A 569-nucleotide genomic window follows, 5' to 3' on the forward strand; every position below is an offset into this window, starting at 1 on the left:
TCGCTTTAGCAACTGCAACGCTGACCATGGCATCCCCCGCCTTTGCGCAGGACATGTGTGGCGTTGGCGACGGACAATGGATCGGCGGGAGCGAAGCAAGCTCAGACATCTCCACATCCGACACGCACCAAGAACAGATGGCGCTTGTCCTCGGTGGCAACCAATATGTTGGCCTTTTCACGCTTTCTGGCACAACCGATGTCCGGCTTGAGGCCCAAGGTCGCGGCGCAGGTGATCCACTGCTCGAACTCTTTGACGCAACAGGCAGCGTTCTTTTGTCAGACGACGACAGCGGTGGGGGCGGTGCGGCACGTGCGGAAACGCAGCTCGATGCAGGAACATATTGCGTTGCGGTCAAAAGCTACGATGGCGCGCCACTGACAGCCTTTGTACGTATCGGGCGGTCTGAGCAAGAGGCGCTCACAGCCGGTGCAGCAGTCGTGATTACCGAGGACACCGATACAGACGCTGTAGAAACGGAAACATCAGGAAGCTGCGGCGAAGCACAACCACTTGATGGTTCGCTCGCAACGGGTCTATTCGCCAACGCGTCCGTCAACCAAAACCGT

At 58.3% G+C, this 569-nt stretch carries 1 protein-coding gene; it reads left to right on the top strand.

Annotated features, from left to right (window positions below; all coding sequences use genetic code 11):
* Window positions 1–569, top strand: a 569-nt coding sequence (locus J3L16_RS15930; RefSeq protein ID WP_207614050.1) for a DVUA0089 family protein, incomplete at both ends; no start/stop codon positions are given.

This window comes from Alteromonas sp. 5E99-2 (assembly GCF_017368475.1).
Classification (GTDB): Bacteria; Pseudomonadota; Gammaproteobacteria; order Enterobacterales; family Alteromonadaceae; genus Alteromonas_F.